Raw genomic sequence first — 15,232 nt, forward strand, 5'->3', positions numbered from 1 at the left:
ATTGACATGAATAATATTCCTTTAAATAAAACGGTTCAGCTGATGAAAGGGAATAGCAAGCGACAGAAAAAAGTAGTTGATTTCATTAAAAATGCGGATTTAGATATGGATGACTTTGTTTACTTGGACGAAGAACATTTTCGTTGGAATCTGGGAGAATTTGAAAAGGAGAAACCAGAAGAGAAAGCTTTAGATATTCCTGAACAATTCATGGAACAAATAAGACTATGTTCCGTTTACCATGGAGTTCCTCTGCCTAGTGTTTTGTTTGATTCAACAGGCACAAAGAAAATTGCGGCGTTGGCTAGTTACATTATTGAAGCTCTTGAAGACGGCAGAGTTTTAGTGATCGATGAATTAGACAGCAGCTTACATTTTAAATTGACAAGAGCGATTGCGGCAATGTTTAACAATGAATTAAATCGAAGCGCGCAACTTATTTTTACCGTTCATGATATCAATTTGTTGGATTGTAAAAAATTGTTTCGGAAAGAACAAATCTGGTTTATTGATAAAGATCAGGCAGGTGTTTACTTATATTCCCTTGCCGACTTTACGGCGTTAAAAGGCGTGCGCGATAACAGTGATATTTTATCAAAATATCAAAAAGGTATCTTCGGTGCTGTACCGGAACCGGAACTCATAAAATCACTGTTAGATTTAGATATCCATACGGGAAATCAAGGTGAGTGAAATTATGAGAAAAAGACTTCCTGTGTTTTCAGCCCAGTATACAATTGGAATTATTTGCGAGGGAGATGAAGAATATGACTATATTGAAAAATTAAAATCATTAAATGTCTGGAATGCTCAATATCGTGTTATGGCTTTTAATGCCCTAGGGAATGGAAACATTCCAGCTCGTTACCAGGACAAATATCAAAATAATGTATGCGACGCGCTTTTTATCTTTTGTGATACGGACAGAAAACCTTATGAACAATATGAAGAAATTAAGGCCAAAATAAATAATTTCCATGGGCAGTCAGATGCTGCGGAAAACGTTGTGATATTTGGAAATCCCTGTACAATGCAGATTATTTTGATGCACTGGGGGCAGTTTAATTTACCTTCTCATCGAAAAGATAAAAATGCTCCGCTAATTGAGCAATGTACAGGAATCAAAGGGTATAAAGCGAAAGAAGAGCAACGGCGACAATTGTTTTCGCTGATTAATCGGGATAATTACATAAGAATGAAAGAATATGTAGCTCAATTATCTCAAGATGATCGACAGAAAAACAGCAGTAATTTCATAAAATTGCTTAATAATTTACATTGCGAAGATGGGCGATGGATTCAAGAATTCAATGAAAAACTGGAATGTTAATGAAATGAGTTATAAATAAGGATCAATTCCGTCTGAAAATGGCTGACAGTTGTCGGCTTTTTTCTTATAGGCTTGACAACGCAAGATTACAATTGTAATATATAGATGTATTACAATTGTAATCTGAAGGGAGGGACGTTGATGAACGCCGAAAAAATCACAGATGCTGAATTAGAAGTACTCAAAGTTCTGTGGCTGCGGGAACCCTTGACCGCGAATCAGATTGTCGAGGAGGTTTCCAAACAAAAGGACTGGAATGCCAAGACAATCCGTACGTTAATCCACCGCTGCGAGGAAAAGCAGGCCGTGACAGCTGACCGCGGCTCACGTGAAATTCTATACAGTCCGGCGATCAGCCGCCGGGATTATACGCGGCAGACGCAGAAAAGCCTGGCCGATAAGCTGTTCAACGGTTCGATGAGCCGAATGATGCTGAACTTTATGGAAGAAGTCCAGCTGAATGAAGACGAGCTGGAAGAACTGAAGGAAATGATCCGCAATGCTGAAAAATAGTCTGCGGCAGCTTTTGGAAATCTCGTTGATGATCAGTCCGCTGATTATCTTCATCTTCCTGCTGAGAAAAAATATTCTGCGCCGACTTGGTCCAACCGCCCGGCTGCTGCTGTGGGTCCCGTTAATCATCCAGCTGATCGTTCCGATTTCCTGGCAAACGCGGCGCAGTCCTTATCAGCCGGTTGCGGATGAAGTCCAGCTGAACCTGTTGATCCACGAGTCTTCTCATCAGGAAATTCCACTGGAAGAAATGACAGAGGAAAGGAGAATGGCTGCGGAATTTCATGATCCCACTCCTGTCGTTAAAGCCGATCTGATTATGGATAGTGCGGTGAAGATCTGGCTGGGCGGGATCGCAGTTCTGATCTTAGTGAATTTTATTTCGCAGCTTCGTCTGCGCCGGCGGCTGCAGGCCCACGGTTGTGCCGATGAAAAAACAGTGCAGATTCGTGAATTGCTGGCCCATGCGGGATGCCGGAATGTGGCGGTGTTGGAAAGTCCGGAAATCACCAGCTGCGCTGTCTATGGCCATCTGTTTCCACGGCTGATCGTCAGCGAACGCTGGGCAGACTGGCCGGCGTAAGATCAGGAGCTGATGATCCGGCATGAATGTCTGCATCTACGCTATGGACATCCGTGGCTGTGCGGGATTCTGCGGCTTGTTGAGATCCTCTATTGGTTTAATCCGCTGGTCTGGCTGATGATGAGAGAAATCCGGCGGGATTTGGAATTGCAGATTGACGATCGTCTGCTGAAAAATCAGCCGCAGCCGGTTCGCTGCCATTATGCTGAGATGATTTTAACCGCAGCGGCAGGCCCGCGGCATAAAGCGCTGCAGGGACTCAGCGGCAGCGAGGAAAAGCAGCAGCTGAAAGAACGCCTCAGCCAGATTTTAAGGAAGAATCGGATACCGGGGCTGATTGCAGGATTGATCGTCATCTGTTTGTGCGGCTTGTGCGGAGCGATGCTGCTGAAACCCAAACCGTTAGCGACGCGGGAAGGCACCGTGGCCCTCGACGTGACCGGGCTGCAGGGGTATGAATATTCCGTTTATGCGCAGTCGCCGGAAGTTCATTATCAATGCCAGGGCAAGCCATCCGCGCTGGAGCAGCTTGATGAAAAGACGATCCATGCGGGAATCGACGCGGCTACATTAAGTCAGGACGGGAAAGCCGTGAGCTTACAAACGCTGGCTTTCGGCCGGGCGGAGGCTGAAATTCAGTGGACGCTGCCGGAAACGAACGGACTGGCCTGCAGCGGTAAGGCAACCCGGCTGTCACTGCTTGTCAGTGGTCTGCCACATGACCAACCCTCTCCGCAATTGCCGGAAAAAGCGGTGCAGAAAGGCGTTCAGCCGCCGCTTGAAAACCCGATTGTGCTGTGCCGCTGGGGCTGTTACGCAGGTCATCAGGCAACGGATGCGACGGATCCGGACAATGATCAGGCGGCTGTGCTGGCAACCGCGGATGGCGTTGTGACGGAAGTCAGCTATTCGTCGATGAACGGGAAATTTCTGGTCATCGATCATGGCGACGAGGTGCTCAGCTATTATATTCATCTGGGCGATATCCAAGTTGAAGAAGGTCAGAGCGTCAAGCGGGGTGAAAAAGTGGGAATCATAGGTTCCACTGGAAAATCTCCGTATATCCACGTCCATTTCTTTCTGATGGTTGACGGCCTTCGCGTCAATTCGGATATTCTGTTCCGCCGCTAACAGTTTGTCTTCCACCGCTTGATCTAAGCTTCTTAAAGATTGTGTTATTAAGCAGAACTGCGTTAACGATCGGGCGGGAAAGGCTCCCGCTTGCATTCAAATAAAAAGTTTGACCGGAAAAAGAAAATCAGGAAGGAGGGAAAGCGATGCTGGAACATGGCGTAATACGCCTGATTGAAATCTCAATCATGATCAGTCCGCTGATTTTGATTCTGTTGGCCTTGCGCCGGAAAGTTTTCCGAAAGCTGGGGAAAACGGCCCGGCTGCTGCTGTGGGTTCCGCTGCTTCTTCAACTGGCAATTCCCATTCAGCGGACGTCGATGTACAGCCCATATCAGAAACTGACGACTATCCCGCTGGCGGATTCATTCGCGGAAACAGTGGAACAAATTGAAGCCGCGCCGATGATCATTTCTCCAACCCAAGATGTGCTCCCGCTGCCGCAGGACAGGCCGACGCCGCAAAACTGGACCTGGGGCGAGGGGCTGGTGATGATCTGGATACTGGGAATGGTCATCATGACGGGTGTAAATGTCATCGCCCGGGTGAAACTGAAAAAACGGTTAGGTTTACAGCCTTGTTCTCACGATCTGTGTGAAGAAGCGGTACGTCAGATGGAGATCAATCGTTGTCTGCGGATTCCTGTCCGGCAGAGTATGAGCATCCACAGCTGTGCGATCTATGGCAACTTGGTGCCGCAGCTGGTCTTGGGCGCAGATTTTGAAGAACGAACACAAGTGCAGCGGAGAATGATGCTCGATCATGAATGCCTGCATGTAAAGTACGGACATCCGTGGTTTCTCGGATTCATCCAGCTGTTGGAAATCGTCTACTGGTTTAATCCGCTGGTGCGTCTGATGATGAACCAGCTGCGCCTGGATCTGGAATATTTTATCGATGAAAAGCTGCTGGAGAACAAGCCGCAGAAAGAACGAATCGACTATGCAAATCTGCTGCTTTCCTTCAGCGCAGACCACGATCAGAGCGCTCTGCAATGTCTTAACAGTAAAAGAACGCGGAAGCGTTTGAAAGAAAGGATGGGATGGATTGTGAATAAAAAACGAACACCGTGGCTGCTTGCGGCCGGGATCGTCGTCATCTGCGCCGGGGTCAGCGTCGGCATGATGTTGAAACCGGATGCCCAGTCCGGCTGGGAAATGACGATGAAGCTGACGCTGATTCAAAATGAAGCAACGCCTGTGGAACTGGTGAACACTGATGAAATCAAAGTCTGGTGCGAAGGCTCGAAAAAAGCGCTGGAATCAATGGGCATGGAGGTTCCGGTCACCGTGCGGGCCGAGTCATGGATTGCGGCAAACGGTGAAGCGATGACGCTGACTGATATGCAGCGGGGCGCAGAATCCCTGGCACAGCTGGAATTCGGGGAAATCCCGGAATCCGTGACCTGCTTCATGCCGGAAGACCGGATCTTTGTAAAACTGACTTCAGATCAGCTTCTTCAGCCGTATCCAGTAGCGGACGGCGCTGACGCCGTAGCCCGGATCGAGGCAATTTCGCCGGTTGAAAACCCTGAAATCACCTGTCGCTGGGGCTGTTACGCCGGTCATCAGGCGCTGGATATCACCGATCCGGATAACAAGCAGGCGCCCATTCTGGCAATTGCGGCGGGAACGGTGAACACAACCGGGTTTAATCAGATCGACGGTAATTACATCATTCTTGATCATGTCGACGGAATTCAGAGCTTCTACGGACACTTGGGCGAAATCCAGGTTGAGGAAGGCGACGCTGTCGAACAGGGACAGACGATCGGTATCATGGGCATGACTGGGCGGGCAACCGGACCTCACGTGCATTTCTATCTGATTCAGAATGAAACGGCGCTGGACCCGTCAAGCTTGTTCCAATAAAGGATGGAAACCAATCACGCCAGAAATCAAAACCCGGAAAATTCCGGGTTCTTTTGTTGCTTAGAAACCGGTTTCAAGGTATACTTCAGCTAGAGGTAAGAGGAGGAATTTTATGAGTACCCTGGATTATCATATCCATACGATCGTCAGCACCGACGCCGATTATACACCGGCGGAAATCATCCGCATGGCAAAGAAAAATGGCGTGAAGACCCTGGCGATTACTGATCACAACAACGTTGCCAGCGTCGCGGAAGCGGCGAGCTTGGGCGAAGCGGAAGGCATTCGCGTCATTCCAGGCATTGAGATCGACTGTGACTTTGAAGGCGTGGGTTTTCACATGACGGCTTACGGGATTGATATCACCGATCCGCGTTATGACGAATTGTTCCATTATTATTATGACCAATCCGTTGAAAACACCTGGAAAGCGAAGCATCAGTTCTGTGAAGCGATGGGACTAGATCTGCCGGATGAGCTGTTGAAAGGCGTGGCCAAGGACAACATTCTTGTGCCTGAGGATATCGGCGCATATTTGTTGAGTCATAAAGAATTCGACGATTTACACTGGCTGGATCCTTACCGCGCGGGCGGCAGCCGCAGCGATAATCCGAATGTGAACTTTTTCTGGGATTTCTTCTCCCAGGGCAAGCCGGGCTATACTGCAGGAAGCAAGAAGACAGCGGCGGAAATCATCGACCTGATTCATGCCACTGGCGGGGAAGCGGTCGTCGCCCATCCGGGAGCTAATTTCAAAGGTAAAGATGAAATTCTGGAACGATTATTAGACAGCGGCGTGCAGGGCATGGAGGTCTACAGCAGTTATCACAGCGAGGAACAGACCCGTCATTACCGGCAGCTGGCGCTGGATCATGGACTCTGGATGACCTGCGGCAGCGACTTCCACGGTCATCATAAACCGGCGATTCAGATCGGGCGTATCCCGTTTCTTGAAAATGAAGCGGAAATTCACCGCTTTTAAGCCTGTTTTACAATTTTCTTCGTGATTTTTACAGTGTGCTTTGATATAATGATAAAGTCAATTTTGGAAGGTGGTTATTAACTATGGGACGTGCACATGAGGTCCGTGCGGCGGCAATGGCCAAAACAGCCGCAGCAAAGTCAAAATTATACTCTCGTTACGGCAAAGAACTGTTGATCGCAGCGAAAGCGGGCGTTCCGGATCCGGAGATGAATCTGGGCCTGAAACGGAAAATTGCCGAAGCCAAGGCAAACCAGGTTCCGGCGGATGTTATCAAAAGAGCGATCGAAAAAGCAAAGGGCGGCAGCGGGGAAAACTATGATTCCTGCCGTTACGAAGGTTTCGGTCCGGGAGCGGCAACGATCATTATCGACTGTCTGACCGACAACACCAACCGCAGCGTTAGTGCGGTCAAGACCTGCTTCAACAAAGCGCATTGCAAGATGGGCGTCGCGGGCTGCGTTTCGCACAGCTATGACAACGTCGGTCTGTTCAACTTCCCGTATGAAGATGAAGAAGGCATGCTGGATGCGCTGATCATGGCGGATGTGAATGTTATCGACATCGAAAGCGAAGACGGAAACATGACGGTGACGGTTGATCCGACGGATTTCCACAAGGCGAAGGAAGCGATCGACGCTCTGATTCCGGAAGTCGAATACGACGCTTGCGAAATCACGATGCTGCCGCAGGAATACGTCACGCTGGAGAGCGAAGAAGACAAAGAATCCTGGAATCGTCTGTTAACGATGCTGGATGATTGCGACGACGTGCAGAAGGTTTACCATAACGTCGAAGCGGAATAAACAAGAAAAGTCGGCTTAACGCCGCTTTTTTTGTAAACTGGTTCATTTTGAACTTACAAACCCTGGATTTAATAAGGATCAACAAAAGCGAACACTTGTCGCAAGGAGCATAAGAATATCTGTTGATTGAGCTGAATTTTGGTATAATGAAAAAGCGACGAAAGGATGAAGAATCATGAAACGAATACTTACTTACGGGACTTATGACCTTTTACATTGGGGGCATATCCGTTTATTAAAACGAGCGAAGCAGCTGGGCGACTATTTGATCGTCGGCCTGTCGACCGATGAATTCAACGCGATCAAAGGAAAAAAAGCCTATCACAGCTACGAGGAACGCAAAATGATGCTGGAAGCGATCCGCTATGTCGATCTGGTGATTCCGGAAAACGACTGGGGGCAGAAGCCGAAGGATATTCAGGAATATCATGCCGATCTGTTCGTCATGGGCGATGACTGGGAAGGCAAATTCGATGAACTGAAGGCGTATTGCGAGGTTGTTTATCTGCCGCGCACCGAAGGGATCTCTACGACTAAGATCAAGGAAGATCTGGAAAAGCTGAAATAAGTGGCTGATCGTCACTTCTGCACCGACGTTTGCTCTATATTATGTCTGCGGAGACAAAATGAAAAAAATAGGGATTAGGTTATTGGTATTAACATTGTTGATAGGCTGCTCAAAGAAGGCAGAAAATTTAGAGAATAAGATTGAGCTGGAGTTGAATCATGAGGAAATCATGGCTGGAGATTTTTCTTCTTTTGCCGGCGTATATGTCAATTCAGAAGGAATGATTATTGTTCTTGATGAAGAAGATATCGAAAGAAAGCTGATGGAAGTCATGTGCATCGATGACGGACATTATTATTTGAATGTGAAAACGGATGATGGATTTGGTTATGGAATCGAAGTTTATGGTATTGGTGTGGAAGTGCCGGAATATGAAGGATTAACCGATATTACAAAAATTCGTGTTTATCGTGGCCAAGCGGGTCCTATGTCGGTGGAAGAAATTTTCAATAAACAGAAATAGCTTGGAAATACCAATTTCTTAGGGCTTTATAGTATTCCGCGTCAAATGGGATAAAAAAGCAGAGATTGATGCGGGTGATTGATCAATGTGAAACTGAGGATAATGATTCATTTATGTTTTTGCTGAGTTTAGGAATAATTGAATTTCTGATATAAAGAAGCTGACAGCGGTAAACTTGATTTTAAGCTTACTGCCGCCAGCTGTTTTAATTGAAATTGAGGAAGAATTATTCTTTTCCATTAATTTTATAGGATGATCGGTCCGCCGATTTCTTTTTTTAACAATGCGATCCGGTCGGGTTCTGCCATCATCGAGGCGTACAGCTGTGTTGAACGGTATTCCAGCCGGCGGTAAGGCTCGGGAACAGCCGCAAAGCGGGAGGCGATGCGAACTTCCTGTTGACGCAGCTGTTTTAAATACTGTCTTCCGGTTTCGTTGAATGCCAGCGGACGCAGCGTATCGAGCGGCGGCAGGCTGCGGATCTCATCCCAATGAATCTGGCACAGCAGCTGCATACAGGTGCGCTGAATCCGCGAACGGGTATAGCGTCGGTTCACGGCGGCGGCGATGAAGCTGTCCCAGTCCGGTGAAATCTCTGCACAATGAGCCAGATGAACTTCAATTCCTTCGGAAAACAGGAAGTACGTTTGCAGCACATGAACCGGCATCGTGGTCAGCATCATTCTTAAATAAGGATAGAACTGCGCCAGAGAGACCCGCGGCCCGGTCTTCAGCGCGGAAGCCATCGGCGTCTGTTCATCGGAGAAGCATTCCTGTTCAGCAGCCAGCCGGATCGCCTTGGCGCTGGCCACCGGACCCTGCAGCGCCGTTTCATGATAGCCGACGGTGCGTTGAATCGTATAGGGCGTGATCGGGCTGTCCTGCAGCTGCTTCAGATAGGCCACGCCCAGGATATCGTTGGGCAGCATCTCTTTGGCCCATAAACCATACGCCTTGGGGAAAGCCAGTCCGGCGGCCAACGACTCCTTCAGATGATCCGGATTGATCGGCATCGATGCAATTTCCTTCAGTTCCTGCAGGTTGTTGCTTTCCGAGCCGAAGACCAGTGAAGAAACCTGAGCCAGTTTTAATAACGTCACCGCACCTTCGGCAAAATGCGAAGCGCTTTGCGTGACCCAGGGATAGGGCAGCTCGATGATCAAATCGCAGCCCTGTGTCACCGCCATCGCCGCCCGCTTCCATTTGTCCAGAATCGCAGGTTCCCCGCGCTGGACGAAATTCCCCGACATCACCGCGACCAGCACATCGCAGCCGGTGACCGCACGGGCTTGTTCTAGATGATAAAGATGACCGTTATGAAACGGATTGTATTCCACGATAATTCCACATGCTTTCATAGACAACCTCCAGATCTTTCCAAACCTTCCTTATACGAAGGCGGACAGCGGTTTTTTTCACTGCTGTCCTTTATGATATCATAAACATTCGTGAAATGCTCACAAACCGGAGAAACGCTATGCTATAATAAACTAGGAATCCGAGGTGAAACAAAAACAATGGATGAAAAACAAAAAATAGCGACAACGATATACCGCCCGAAAGGGCAGCCGCGGGCGATCTTCCAGATTTCGCACGGGATGGCGGAACACCGGCTGCGGTACGCGGAATTTGCACAGAATCTGGCCCAGCTGGGCTTTGTGGTTGTGACCAGCGATCACCGCGGACATGGAGGATCGGCCGCCAGTCCTGAGGAGCTGGGGTATTTCAACAAGCACAAGGGCTGGCAGAAATGCGTCAACGATCTGTACGAACTGATGATTCAGGTGAAGCAGGAGTATCCAGATGTGCCGGTAATCCTGTTTGGTCACAGCATGGGTTCGATCATGGCCCGCAGCTTTGTCAAACGTTACGACGCGCTGCTGAACGGACTGATCCTGTGCGGTGCGCCGAACTACAACCCGGCCGCCTCAGCCGGCCGGATTGCCGCCAAGTCCATCATCGCGCTCAAGGGCGATCATTACCGCAGCAAGCTGCTCGATCAGCTGGTGCAGGGCTCGTTCAACAAGCAGATTCCCAATCCGCGCACGCCGTTAGACTGGCTGAGCAAGAATCCGGACAATGTCGACGCGTACATCGCCGATCCGCTGTGCGGATTCCGGTTTACCGCTTCAGCGTTTGACGATATGTTTTACGGGATTCAGGATATGCACGATCTGATGCGCTGGAATCTCAAGAATCCGAAGTTGCCGATTCTGTTTATCGCCGGCGGGGACGATCCGGTGACCGGCGGCCGCAAGGGGCTGGAAAGCTCGGCGGCAACGCTGCGGGAAGCCGGCTATGACGACATCGAGATGCGGGTATTCAAAGGATTGCGCCATGAACTGCTCAATGAAAAAGAAAAGGATCAGGTCGTGGCGGAGATTCTCGACTGGACGGCCCGCAAGATTGGTGGCTGCGCCGATCTGCGGACGGAACAAGCGGATCAGTAACGAGCCGGGTAAGCCGGTAAAGAACCTGGCGGAAGAGATCTTATCCGGTTTCCATTTCCGCGGTTCCCCGTTAAGCAACCCCTGAAAAACCCCGGTGTTAAGCTTTAAAAGTTATCATTGACTTTGGCTGGTTTTTTACATATAATAAAGGCTGTTAACGAAATAGGGTGAACTGCGCGTGAAATGGTCTAAGACTGAACTGATCAATCAAGGGAATCAAGAACTCACAATTAACGAGGCTGTGACTTTTGATCCGGAAAGTTTGGCGAGCGACCGCCTGCGGGATTTGAAGAACGTGACGGTGACCGGCAGCGGACATTACGATCCGTCGCGGCAGCGTTTCGAGGCAGATCTCAAGGTCACGGGTGATATGGTGGTTCCCTGCGCGGTGTCGTTGGAAGACGTCATCGTGCCGTTTGAGACTTCTTCTCACGAAGTGTTCTCTTTCCTTCCGTGCGAGGAAGCAGAGGTTCATGTTCTGAAGAAGGATGTACTTGAACTCTACCCGGTTGTCTTTCAGCTGATCCTGGCCGAAGTCCCGCTCAAGGTTGTCAAAAGCGGAATTTCCTATCCCAAGGGAGAAGGCTGGGAAGTCATCAGGGAAGAAGATTACAACCGGCAGAAGAAACAAGAAATTGACCCTCGTTTAGCGAAACTGAAAGAATTCAAGTTTGATGATTAGGAGGTGCTGACACATGGCTGTACAACAGAGAAGAAATTCGAAGACAAGAAAGGCAAAACGCAGAACGCATTTTAAGCTGACGGCTCCGACGCTGGTTAAATGCCCGGCTTGCGGAGAATACAAGCTGCCGCATCGCGTTTGCTCCTGCGGTTCCTACAACGGCAAATAAAACAAAAAGAAGATATCGGAAAAGGTTTCCGGTGTCTTTTTTTATTCTTGTAGATGAGTTGAAAATAATTCAATTAGATTAAGAAACAGGACTTGATTTATTTTGACAAAGTTCGACAAAAAGCCTGTGTTTAAGCCAAATGGTAAAAATTGGTTAACAAATTATGACAACTTAATGACGTTTTATTAAAATAAATTCTTGGCATTTGCGGGGACAGTGTTATAATTGTGGTATGAAGTGGCATAAAGTGGTAGATTGTGGGTGATTGATCATGTTCATGGGCGAATATCGGCACAACATTGACGCCAAGGGCAGAATGATCATTCCTGCCCGCTTTCGCGATGAGCTTGGCAATCGCTTCGTCGTTACCCGCGGTTTGGATGGCTGTCTGCGCACCTATACAATGGCGCAGTGGGACGCCGTGTTCGAGCAGCTGAAACGGCTGCCTTCCACCAAACGGGAAACCCGGATGTACATTCACATGCTGACGTCGAAAGCGTCGGAATGCGAATTGGACAGCCAGGGACGAATTCTGCTGCCCGCCGCTTTGATCACAGAGTCCGGAATTGAAAAAGAATGCGTCGTGGTCGGGGTTGCCGATCACGTGGAAATCTGGGCCAAGGAACGCTGGGACAACTACTATGACGAAGCCAGTGCTTCGTTTGAGGATGTTGCCGAACAGCTCACGGAGTTTCTCGTATGACAAGACATTACAGTGTATTGCTTCAGGAGTCCATCGACGCCCTGAACTGCCAATCTGACGGCATTTATGTTGACGGCACATTAGGCCGCGGCGGCCACAGTCTGGAAATTGCCCGCCGCTTGCAGAACGGTCATCTTTACGCGTTCGACCTTGACGAACAGGCGCTGGCGGAATCCGCTCAGCGATTAGCTGAAGTCAGCGGCCGCGTGACGCTGATCCGCGCCAATTTCGCGCAGATGCGCGAGGAATTGAACGCGCGGGGCGTGATGAGCGTCGACGGTGTGGTCATGGATCTGGGCGTTTCCTCGCCGCAGTTTGATGACGGCGAACGGGGATTCAGCTACCGCTACGACGCCCGTCTGGATATGCGCATGGATCAGAGTCAGCCGCGCTCGGCCTGGAATCTGGTCAACGAACTTGATGAAAAAGAACTGAGCGCGCTGCTGTGGAAATACGGCGAGGAAAGCTATTCCCGTCCGATTGCCCGGCAGATCGTGCGGGCCCGCACTCTGCATCCGATCGACACGACCTTCGAGTTGGTCGACGTGATCAAAAAGGCGCTGCCGGCGAAAGTGCTTAATAAGAAGGGACATCCGGCCAAGCAGACGTTTCAGGCTTTGCGGATCGCCGTTAACGGCGAACTGGAATCGCTGGAAACCGGCCTGCGGGCGGCGATGTCGTTAGTCAAACCGGGCGGCCGGATCGCCGTCATCACCTTTCATTCGTTGGAGGACAGGATCGTGAAGGAAACCTTCCGCCAGGCGTCCAGCGTTGAAAAAACCGACCCGCGGATTCCCTTGCTGCCAAGTCAGATCCGGCAGCCGGACTTCCGTCTGGTCAGCCGCAAGCCGATTTTGCCAGGTGAGGAGGAGCTTGCGGAAAACAATCGTTCACATTCCGCGAAATTACGCGTATTAGAAAGGATAGGGGATTAGAATCATGGCTAAGTTAGTGAAAAAGAAGAAGAAGCTAAGGTTAGAAGGATTGGCTGCAGTGCTGCTTTTTTTCGCCTCAGTTTGTTATGTTTCTTCTTCATTATTCTTAAGAACTTACAATAACTCGTTGAGCGCGCGTCAGCAGAGCGTATCCCGCGACATCGCGGCACTGCAGACTGAGAACGACGCGTTAAAGATTGAAGTCCAGAGCTTGAGCACGCGCGACCGCGTCACCGGCATTGCGGCCGAGGACGGCATGACACAAAATCAGGGGAATATTGTGACAATCGCCAAAACTGGAGAGTAATTCTCATGCGGCAAAGCAATCGCATGATCCTGCTGATCCTGGCGACGATTCTATTGATCAGCGGGTTGGTCACGGCGAATGTTTTTTTAGTGGCTGTCGTGAAGGTCCACGCCCGCAGCGGAACGGATCTGACTGATTATGTTTCCGCCAGCAACGTGCACAGGACGGTTCAGCAGGCCCGAAGGGGATATATTTTAGACCGCAACGGAACGATCATCGCGCAGGACAACGTGACTTACAATATCATCGCTATTCTGGATAAAAACCGTCAGAGCCGCAAGGGTGAGATCGCTTATGTCGATGATCCGCTGGCCACGGCGCGTGCGCTGGCGCCAATTTTAGGCATGGAGGAATCGACGCTTTACGGTTATCTGACCAAGAACGCCAAACAGGTGGAGCTTGGCAGCAAAGGCCGCAATCTGCCGCGGGAAACCAAGGAAGCGATCGAAGCGCTGGATCTCAACGGGATCGAATTTGTGCAGACGACGAAGCGGTCCTATCCATTAGGCACGTTTGCTTCCTATCTGATCGGCTTCGCGCAGGCGGACGACGACGGGGAAGTCAGCGGCCGGATGGGCATCGAACAATATATGAATGCCGCGCTGAGCGGCGAGGATGGTTATAAACGCTATCAGGCGGATAAAAACGGCAACATTCTGCCGGGCATGAAGATGGAAGAAAAGAGCGCCGTGAATGGCAACGACGTGATTTTAACGCTGGATCAGGGGATTCAGGAAGCGTTGGAAACAGCGTTCATGCAGACGCAGGCCGAGTTTAACCCGGAAAAGGTATGGGGTTCGGTCATGGAAGTCGAAACCGGCAAGATCCTGGCATGGGGCCAGTCGCCGTCGTTTGATCCGAACACGATGGATATTGATGATTACGTCAATTATGTATCGCAGATGCCTTATGAACCAGGCTCGACGATGAAGGTTTTCACGTATGCCGCGGCGATCGACAGCGGAGCGTATGACGGCAGTGTGCTGGTGGACAGCTCGCGGTTTTGTTACGCGGCGACCAACCGGAAGCCATATCGTGTTTCCCAGGGCGATTCCCGCAAGATCGGCTGCATCGGCAATGCCTCGGGCAAAAGCTGGGGCATGATCCCTTACGATCTGGGCTTAGTCTATTCGTCCAACGTCGTGACTGCGAGCATCATTACGAATTTAATTGAACCGTCGGTCTATGAGGAGTATCTCGACCGTTTCGGTTTTTTCAAGCTGGTTGATACCGACGGCATCGCGGAAAGCACCGGCGTGAAGAATTTTACCTGGCCGGCGGACAAGCTGGCGCTGACCTACGGGCAGGGCTCGACCGTCACAATGCTGCAGATGATCCAGGCCTATTCCGCGATTTTCAACGACGGCACGATGGTCAAGCCGTACGTCATCGATCAGGTGCGTTCCTCTTATGACGATCAGAATGTGCTGTATCAGGGCCAGACGCAGGTTGTCGGCAATCCGATCAGCGTCGAAACCTCCAAGCAGGTCCAGCAGCTGATGTACGACACGGCCAACCGCGAGGACGGCACCGCCCGGTTCTATCAGATTCCGGAAACGACGATCATCGCCAAGACCGGAACCACCCAGCTGGCAGCGGTCGGCGGGGGCGGCTACAGCACGGGCAAGACGATCGTTTCGCTGATGGCGGCGATGCCGGCGGAGGATCCGAAGGTCTTGGTGTATTATGCGTTCCAGGCCGATTATGACAAGAACGCGCACGTCAAATCCGACGCGATC

Annotated in this window: 17 protein-coding genes and 1 pseudogene; 17 read left to right on the top strand and 1 reads right to left on the bottom strand. The window is 50.1% G+C overall.

Annotated elements, in window-relative coordinates; all coding sequences use genetic code 11:
- The 10 genes and pseudogenes from HOLDEFILI_RS07100 to HOLDEFILI_RS07145 all read left to right on the top strand — a co-directional run.
- Positions 1 to 693 (top strand): AAA family ATPase (locus HOLDEFILI_RS07100; protein WP_006058871.1); only part of this gene is annotated, 693 nt, incomplete at its 5' end.
- Positions 694 to 697: 4 nt separating this feature from the next.
- Positions 698 to 1,330, top strand: coding sequence for a hypothetical protein (locus HOLDEFILI_RS07105; RefSeq protein WP_006058872.1), 633 nt, complete (start codon positions 698 to 700; stop codon positions 1,328 to 1,330).
- A gap of 141 nt (positions 1,331 to 1,471) precedes the next feature.
- Positions 1,472 to 1,843 (top strand): BlaI/MecI/CopY family transcriptional regulator, encoded by a 372-nt coding sequence (locus HOLDEFILI_RS07110; RefSeq protein WP_039864268.1) that lies wholly within the window; start codon positions 1,472 to 1,474, stop codon positions 1,841 to 1,843.
- Positions 1,830 to 2,723: pseudogene (locus HOLDEFILI_RS07115) on the top strand (M56 family metallopeptidase); the annotation flags it as partial. The gene HOLDEFILI_RS07110 and the pseudogene HOLDEFILI_RS07115, both read left to right, overlap by 14 nt.
- Before the next feature lie 84 nt (positions 2,724 to 2,807).
- Entirely contained in the window at positions 2,808 to 3,557 is a 750-nt protein-coding gene (locus HOLDEFILI_RS18310; RefSeq protein ID WP_244264315.1) for a M23 family metallopeptidase, read from the top strand.
- Between the two features lie 146 nt (positions 3,558 to 3,703).
- On the top strand, positions 3,704 to 5,428 hold the full coding sequence (locus HOLDEFILI_RS18315; RefSeq protein ID WP_006058876.1) for a M56 family metallopeptidase: 1,725 nt from the start codon (positions 3,704 to 3,706) through the stop codon (positions 5,426 to 5,428).
- A 112-nt stretch (positions 5,429 to 5,540) separates the two neighbouring features.
- A complete protein-coding gene (locus tag HOLDEFILI_RS07130) occupies positions 5,541 to 6,410 on the top strand; it encodes a PHP domain-containing protein (RefSeq protein ID WP_006058877.1) in 870 nt (289 codons plus the stop codon).
- Between the two features lie 83 nt (positions 6,411 to 6,493).
- Entirely contained in the window at positions 6,494 to 7,216 is a 723-nt protein-coding gene (locus HOLDEFILI_RS07135; protein ID WP_006058878.1) for a YebC/PmpR family DNA-binding transcriptional regulator, read from the top strand.
- A 175-nt stretch (positions 7,217 to 7,391) separates the two neighbouring features.
- Positions 7,392 to 7,784 (top strand): glycerol-3-phosphate cytidylyltransferase, encoded by a 393-nt coding sequence (gene tagD, locus HOLDEFILI_RS07140; RefSeq protein WP_006058879.1) that lies wholly within the window; start codon positions 7,392 to 7,394, stop codon positions 7,782 to 7,784.
- A gap of 58 nt (positions 7,785 to 7,842) precedes the next feature.
- Positions 7,843 to 8,247 (top strand): hypothetical protein, encoded by a 405-nt coding sequence (locus HOLDEFILI_RS07145; protein WP_006058880.1) that lies wholly within the window; start codon positions 7,843 to 7,845, stop codon positions 8,245 to 8,247.
- A 245-nt stretch (positions 8,248 to 8,492) separates the two neighbouring features.
- On the opposite strand, the gene HOLDEFILI_RS07150 is transcribed toward HOLDEFILI_RS07145, so the two are convergent.
- Entirely contained in the window at positions 8,493 to 9,605 is a 1,113-nt protein-coding gene (locus HOLDEFILI_RS07150; RefSeq protein WP_006058882.1) for a tRNA(Met) cytidine acetate ligase, read from the bottom strand.
- Positions 9,606 to 9,764: 159 nt separating this feature from the next.
- Between HOLDEFILI_RS07150 and HOLDEFILI_RS07155 the strand changes: the two genes are divergently transcribed.
- From HOLDEFILI_RS07155 to HOLDEFILI_RS07185, 7 genes are all read left to right on the top strand, one after another.
- Positions 9,765 to 10,697, top strand: coding sequence for an alpha/beta hydrolase (locus tag HOLDEFILI_RS07155; protein WP_006058883.1), 933 nt, complete (start codon positions 9,765 to 9,767; stop codon positions 10,695 to 10,697).
- Between the two features lie 178 nt (positions 10,698 to 10,875).
- Positions 10,876 to 11,379 carry a YceD family protein gene (locus HOLDEFILI_RS07160; RefSeq protein ID WP_006058884.1) on the top strand — a complete coding sequence of 168 codons (504 nt, stop codon included), beginning with the start codon at positions 10,876 to 10,878 and terminating at the stop codon, positions 11,377 to 11,379.
- A gap of 13 nt (positions 11,380 to 11,392) precedes the next feature.
- Positions 11,393 to 11,548 (top strand): 50S ribosomal protein L32, encoded by a 156-nt coding sequence (gene rpmF / locus HOLDEFILI_RS07165; RefSeq protein WP_006058885.1) that lies wholly within the window; start codon positions 11,393 to 11,395, stop codon positions 11,546 to 11,548.
- Between the two features lie 271 nt (positions 11,549 to 11,819).
- Complete coding sequence (gene mraZ / locus HOLDEFILI_RS07170; protein ID WP_006058887.1) at positions 11,820 to 12,251, top strand: division/cell wall cluster transcriptional repressor MraZ; 432 nt, start codon at positions 11,820 to 11,822, stop codon at positions 12,249 to 12,251.
- Positions 12,248 to 13,186, top strand: coding sequence for a 16S rRNA (cytosine(1402)-N(4))-methyltransferase RsmH (gene rsmH, locus HOLDEFILI_RS07175; protein ID WP_006058888.1), 939 nt, complete (start codon positions 12,248 to 12,250; stop codon positions 13,184 to 13,186). The genes mraZ and rsmH overlap by 4 nt, the downstream gene beginning before the upstream one ends.
- Before the next feature lie 4 nt (positions 13,187 to 13,190).
- Positions 13,191 to 13,493 (top strand): hypothetical protein, encoded by a 303-nt coding sequence (locus tag HOLDEFILI_RS07180; protein WP_006058889.1) that lies wholly within the window; start codon positions 13,191 to 13,193, stop codon positions 13,491 to 13,493.
- Positions 13,494 to 13,498: 5 nt separating this feature from the next.
- Positions 13,499 to 15,232 (top strand): peptidoglycan D,D-transpeptidase FtsI family protein (locus HOLDEFILI_RS07185; protein ID WP_039864271.1); only part of this gene is annotated, 1,734 nt, incomplete at its 3' end.

Origin of the sequence: Holdemania filiformis DSM 12042 (genome assembly GCF_000157995.1) — a bacterium.
GTDB classification, from domain to species: Bacteria; Bacillota_I; Bacilli_A; order Erysipelotrichales; family Erysipelotrichaceae; genus Holdemania; species Holdemania filiformis.

What these genes read in the sequence shown, in the direction of transcription:
- HOLDEFILI_RS07105 (WP_006058872.1), top strand. Translation starts at nt 698, where the DNA reads ATGAGAAAAAGACTTCCTGTGTTTTCAGCCCAGTATACAATTGGAATT.
- HOLDEFILI_RS07110 (WP_039864268.1), top strand. Translation starts at nt 1,472, where the DNA reads ATGAACGCCGAAAAAATCACAGATGCTGAATTAGAAGTACTCAAAGTT.
- HOLDEFILI_RS18310 (WP_244264315.1), top strand. Translation starts at nt 2,808, where the DNA reads ATGCTGCTGAAACCCAAACCGTTAGCGACGCGGGAAGGCACCGTGGCC.
- HOLDEFILI_RS18315 (WP_006058876.1), top strand. Translation starts at nt 3,704, where the DNA reads ATGCTGGAACATGGCGTAATACGCCTGATTGAAATCTCAATCATGATC.
- HOLDEFILI_RS07130 (WP_006058877.1), top strand. Translation starts at nt 5,541, where the DNA reads ATGAGTACCCTGGATTATCATATCCATACGATCGTCAGCACCGACGCC.
- HOLDEFILI_RS07135 (WP_006058878.1), top strand. Translation starts at nt 6,494, where the DNA reads ATGGGACGTGCACATGAGGTCCGTGCGGCGGCAATGGCCAAAACAGCC.
- tagD (WP_006058879.1), top strand. Translation starts at nt 7,392, where the DNA reads ATGAAACGAATACTTACTTACGGGACTTATGACCTTTTACATTGGGGG.
- HOLDEFILI_RS07145 (WP_006058880.1), top strand. Translation starts at nt 7,843, where the DNA reads ATGAAAAAAATAGGGATTAGGTTATTGGTATTAACATTGTTGATAGGC.
- HOLDEFILI_RS07150 (WP_006058882.1), bottom strand. Translation starts at nt 9,605, where the DNA reads ATGAAAGCATGTGGAATTATCGTGGAATACAATCCGTTTCATAACGGT.
- HOLDEFILI_RS07155 (WP_006058883.1), top strand. Translation starts at nt 9,765, where the DNA reads ATGGATGAAAAACAAAAAATAGCGACAACGATATACCGCCCGAAAGGG.
- rpmF (WP_006058885.1), top strand. Translation starts at nt 11,393, where the DNA reads ATGGCTGTACAACAGAGAAGAAATTCGAAGACAAGAAAGGCAAAACGC.
- mraZ (WP_006058887.1), top strand. Translation starts at nt 11,820, where the DNA reads ATGTTCATGGGCGAATATCGGCACAACATTGACGCCAAGGGCAGAATG.
- rsmH (WP_006058888.1), top strand. Translation starts at nt 12,248, where the DNA reads ATGACAAGACATTACAGTGTATTGCTTCAGGAGTCCATCGACGCCCTG.
- HOLDEFILI_RS07180 (WP_006058889.1), top strand. Translation starts at nt 13,191, where the DNA reads ATGGCTAAGTTAGTGAAAAAGAAGAAGAAGCTAAGGTTAGAAGGATTG.